Source organism: Archangium sp., from assembly GCF_036389735.1.
In the GTDB taxonomy this organism is placed as follows: Bacteria; Myxococcota; Myxococcia; order Myxococcales; family Myxococcaceae; genus Archangium.
Map to the genome: position 1 here is coordinate 1 of NZ_DASVWK010000218.1, position 4510 is coordinate 4510.

Annotated in this window: 7 protein-coding genes; 4 read left to right on the plus strand and 3 right to left on the minus strand. The window is 68.7% G+C overall.

From position 1 onward, the window contains the following. Positions 1-305: 305 nt before the first annotated feature. The 4 genes from VF794_RS08090 (at position 306) to VF794_RS08105 (ending at position 3172) form a co-directional block, all read left to right on the plus strand. Complete coding sequence (locus VF794_RS08090; RefSeq protein WP_331108604.1) at positions 306-1097, plus strand: AAA family ATPase; 792 nt, start codon at positions 306-308, stop codon at positions 1095-1097. 135 nt (positions 1098-1232) lie between these two features. Beyond that, positions 1233-2141: a ParB/RepB/Spo0J family partition protein gene (locus VF794_RS08095; RefSeq protein ID WP_331108605.1), complete on the plus strand. Its 909-nt coding sequence runs from the start codon at positions 1233-1235 to the stop codon at positions 2139-2141. Positions 2142-2144: 3 nt separating this feature from the next. After that, a complete protein-coding gene (bacM, locus tag VF794_RS08100) occupies positions 2145-2597 on the plus strand; it encodes a bactofilin BacM (RefSeq protein ID WP_331108606.1) in 453 nt (150 codons plus the stop codon). An 11-nt stretch (positions 2598-2608) separates the two neighbouring features. Continuing rightward, the gene (locus tag VF794_RS08105) at positions 2609-3172 is read left to right on the plus strand and encodes a hypothetical protein (protein ID WP_331108607.1); all 564 of its coding nucleotides are present in this window, start codon (positions 2609-2611) and stop codon (positions 3170-3172) included. A 220-nt stretch (positions 3173-3392) separates the two neighbouring features. Here the strand turns inward: VF794_RS08105 and VF794_RS08110 are convergent, their stop codons facing one another. The 3 genes from VF794_RS08110 to VF794_RS08120 all read right to left on the minus strand — a co-directional run. Further along, positions 3393-3692: a hypothetical protein gene (locus VF794_RS08110; RefSeq protein ID WP_331108608.1), complete on the minus strand. Its 300-nt coding sequence runs from the start codon at positions 3690-3692 to the stop codon at positions 3393-3395. A 31-nt stretch (positions 3693-3723) separates the two neighbouring features. Next, positions 3724-3906 carry a hypothetical protein gene (locus VF794_RS08115; protein WP_331108609.1) on the minus strand — a complete coding sequence of 61 codons (183 nt, stop codon included), beginning with the start codon at positions 3904-3906 and terminating at the stop codon, positions 3724-3726. A gap of 269 nt (positions 3907-4175) precedes the next feature. Continuing rightward, the coding region (locus tag VF794_RS08120) for an L-histidine N(alpha)-methyltransferase (protein ID WP_331108610.1) at positions 4176-4510 on the minus strand (335 nt) is incomplete at its 5' end.

Genomic DNA, 4510 nt, shown 5'->3' on the forward strand with positions numbered 1-4510 from the left:
GGGTCCGGCGACGTTCCTCGTGGAACGTCTCCCGTCCGAAGGTCTGTCCTTCGCGTGCCGGGGGGCGGGTGCTCCGGCCTGGAGGTGTTCCACGTGGAACCCCCGGAGCCCCACCCAGGGGACTCGCTCCCCGCACCCCGGCGCTCTCCCGGGGGAGAGGGGAGGGGGGATGTCAGGCAAGCAGGCTAGAAGCGGATCCGGTCGCGGACTGGATCAGCCGCCGATTTGATGGATCAATGCGGGCTCGGTACAAGCCTCCCCCGCAGAGCCCCCGGGACTCCCGGGGCGTCGCAAGGATGGGCCACGTGGGTCGAATCATCTGTATCTCCAATCAGAAGGGCGGCGTCGGCAAGACGACCACCGCCATCAACCTCGCCGCGAGCCTCGCCTCCGCTGAGCGCAAGGTGCTCCTCGTCGACATGGACCCCCAGGGCAATGCCGGCAGTGGCCTGGGTCTCAAGCGGGACGCGCTCCAGGGCACCGTCTATGACGCCCTGCTCGGCGGTCGTCCCATCGGCGAACTCATCCACTCCACCGAGCTGCGCTTCCTCCAGGTCGTCCCCGCCACGCCGGATCTCACCGGCGCCGAGGTGGAGCTCGTCAACCAGGAGCGTCGCGAGTTCCGGCTGCGCGAGGCCCTCCGGCCCATCGCCGACCAGTACGACTACATCCTCATCGACTGCCCGCCCTCGCTCGGGCTGCTCACCCTCAACTCGCTCATCGCCGCGGACTCCGTCCTCATCCCGCTGCAGTGCGAGTACTACGCGCTCGAGGGCCTCTCCCAGCTGAACCACACCATCGACCTGGTGCGGCAGGCCTTCAACCCGGACCTGAAGATGGAGGGCATCCTCCTCACCATGTTCGACTCGCGCGCCAACATCGCCAATCAGGTCGTCGCGGACGTGAGGGACTTCTTCAAGGAGCAGGTCTTCACCTCCATCGTCCCCCGCAACGTGCGCCTGTCCGAGTGCCCCTCCTTCGGCAAGCCGATCATCCTCTACGACATCAAGTCCAAGGGCTGTGAAAGCTACCTGGCGCTCGGCCGGGAGATCATGCAGCGCGAGGGCAACCCGCCTCCCGCTCGCAAGGTGGCCTAGCTCCTCCTGCCCGCCCCGCCCGCATCCTTATATAGGCGGGCGTTCAGGCGGGCCCTCGCGGTGAAGTGAAAGACGTGGCCGCCCGGGTCCCTGCCCGGGTGGATTGAGCCGGGCCCCCCCGGCGGAGACGCAGCAGTGCTGAACGGTGACAAGCAGAAGCGGGCGTTGGGCCGTGGCCTCTCCGCCCTCATCCCCCAGGCCGCTCCTCCTCCCGCCGCCGCGGTGGTGGTGGCCCCTCCCGAGCCCGCTCCTCCGCCGAGGAATGGCGTGATGAAGCTCCCCATCGAGGCGATTCGCCGCGACACGCTCCAGCCGCGCCGCCACTTCGACGAGGAGAAGCTGCGCGAGCTCACCGAGTCCATCAAGGCCCAGGGACTCCTCCAGCCCATCCTCGTGCGCAAGGACGGCGAGGGCTTCAAGATCATCGCCGGCGAGCGCCGCTGGCGCGCCTCGCAGGCCGCCGGCCTCCATGAGATTCCCGCCATCGTCCGCGAGGTCACCGAGGTCGAGGCCTTCGAGCTCGCCCTGGTGGAGAACCTCCAGCGCGCGGACCTCAACCCCATGGAAGAGGCCGAGGGCTATCACCGCCTCGTCGAGGAGTTCGGCCTCACCCAGGAGCAGGTGGCCCAGCGCGTCGGCAAGGAGCGCCCCACCGTGGCCAACGCCCTGCGCCTGCTGGGACTGCCCGATGACGTGAAGCGCATGGTGGCCGAGGGCGCGCTGAGCGCCGGCCATGCCCGCGCGCTGCTCGGCGTGCCCCGCCTCCCCGAGATGACGGAGCTGGCCGCCCAGGTCGCCGCCCGCAAGCTCAGCGTGCGCGACACCGAGAAGCTCGTTCAGCAGGCCAAGGGCACCAAGGCGAAGGACTCGGGCAAGCCGCAGAAGCAGAGCCCCCAGGTGAAGTCCCTGGTGGAGGAGATGCAACGCACTCTGGGCACCAAAGTGCGGCTGGTGGAGAAGGGCAGCGGAAAAGGCACCATCGAGGTCGACTTCTTCTCGTACGATGACCTCGATCGAATCCTGAAATTGCTCAGGAAGGAGTAGCGCGTGGCGCTCCTCGGCAAAAAAGACGAAAAGACCAACGTACCGCTTCTAGGTGGCAGACGGGAGGATGAATCCGTGGCAACGCGTCCGGGTGAGGTTCACACGCTGCTGGGTAAGGGCAGTGAGTTCGAGGGGAAGCTCACCTTCGAGGGGCAGGTCCGCATCGACGGCAAGTTCAACGGCCAGATTTTCACCAAGGACGTGCTCGTCGTTGGTGATGGGGCCCGCGTACAGGCCGAGATCAATGCCGGCACCGTCATCATCAACGGCACCGTGGAGGGCAACGTGCGAGCCACGCAGCTCATCGAGCTGCATGCGCCCGCGCGCGTGAAGGGCACCCTGGAGTCGCCCGCGCTCACCATGGACCGTGGCGTCATCTTCGAGGGTACCTCCAAGATGGAGAACCTCGGGAAGAACCCGCCGCCGGCTCCCGGTGGTGGTGAGGGCAAGAAGTAGTGCGCTCCACCGTGGGCCCGCGTGTCCGGGTCGCCCTGGTGGCGCTCGCCATGCTGGCCCACGGGTGCAACGCTTGTCAGGGGCGCTCACGTGAGGAGGAGCCGCCCGTCACCTCGAAGGACATCGAGTCCCCCGAGGGTCGGCCGGCTGCCCCGCGCAGGGTGGGCGTGAAGGTCCCCATGCCCTCCGGATGGACGGCCCAGGTGGCGCCGGACGGCAGCTTCCAGTTCGGCCCTCCCGGTCACCCCGTGCTCCGCGTGGACCTGCGTCCTGGTCAGGGCGCGCAGCTGCCCTCGGCCGAGGCGCTCCTCGAGTCCATGGCCCAGTCCTTCACGGGCTTCGAGCGCTCCATCGACCAGGAGGAGGGCGGGGAGGACTTCACGCTCGTCCGGGTGACGCTCGCGCCGAAGCTGGGTGATGGCGGCCTGGGCGCGGAGTACCCGGCGCTCTTCGGGGCCCGGCGCGTGGGCGAGGACCTGTTCCTGTGCGCCACGTCTCCCGGTGTCAGCACCGAAGAGGTGCACCAGGCCACCGAGGCCTGCCGGGGCATCGAGTTCAAGCCGCCGTCGCGCTGAGGGGAGCCCGCAAAGACATCGGGCGCGGCAACCCGGGGCTCCATGTTCCCCGATTGCGCGCCCGATGAATCCCCCCTCGCAACCCGTGCGTCGACCCTTCCCCCCGGACGGCCGGCGCACGGGTGGATGTGTCCTGTCCGTGTCTGCCCTTCGAATCCGCAACCGTGGAGCGGTGGATTTATTTCACCTCCGGGTGTGTGACGGGCTCACGGCCAGTGCGTCACGGCGACACGTGGGTGACGTCATCTCCCTCGGGCGCTGGCCAGAGGCTTCCGAGGACGCGCTCATCACAGGCCAGGAGCAGCGGGGGCAGCTCCTTCCTCAGTGACTCCACGTCCCGGTCCCCCAGCCAGTACATCGTCTGCAACGCCCAGTGGCACACCGCCTCCGGGAGGAGGTGGGGCCGCAGGGTCTCGGCCATTCCCCGGTAGGCCCGCTCCAACGACTGGACGAGGAGGAAGTCGCCAGGACGGTTCACCGCGAGGGCCGCCTCCTTGAGCAACTCGAACTCCCGCGCCACCCAACGTCTCGAGCCATCGTCCCAGTGCGCTTCATCCCTCAGCGCGAAACAGCTCCCCTCGAGCCGAGTGAGTTGCGCCTTCGGCGCGTGCTCGCAGCAGCAGTCCGCGCTCCGAGGGCAGGTTGCCCTCCTTGGACAGCTCACCTCTCGTCATCATGCGCTCGAGTTCCTCCTCGATGCGCGCCACGAGCTTCGCTCGCTCCAGTTGCTTCATCTCCTCCTCCCGCCCGGTGTTGTTGCAGCAGGTGGGCCAGTCCCGAGGACAGAGGACTCAGGCCCTCGCGGAGGCCCCGCCGTCCGTCGCTTTCCGCGGATGGCCGTCCAGCCGGAGATGCAGTACCCGAGCGGCTCCCCCTTCCCGGCGCGCGCGTCGCCAACTGGTACAACCATTGGACCACTTGCGGGCCAACTCGACCGGAGGGGGGACTCCTGTCCGCCCCGCGGCCGGGCCGTGACGGCGAGTGCTCCGGGACGGGCGGGGTGTCAGCGCTTGAGAGCCAGGGAGAGCGCGAAGTCTCCGGCCGCGTCCGTCCAGCGCTCGGTGAGGCGCAGGCCCGCGGCCGCCAGCTCCGCTTCCACCTGCTCCGGACGGAACTTGCAGCTCACCTCCGTGCGTAGCACCTCGCCCTCGGCGAAGTTCAGGCACCGCCCCAACTCCGGCAGCCGCACCGCCTGCGCCCTCGTCGAGATGAGCCGCATCTCCACCCAGCCATTCTCCTCGTCGAAGGGCGCCAGGTGCTCGAAGGTGTCGGGCTCGAAGTCCGCTCCCAGCTCGCGGTTGAGCACGCTCAGCACGTTGCGGTTGAAGTCCGCCGTCA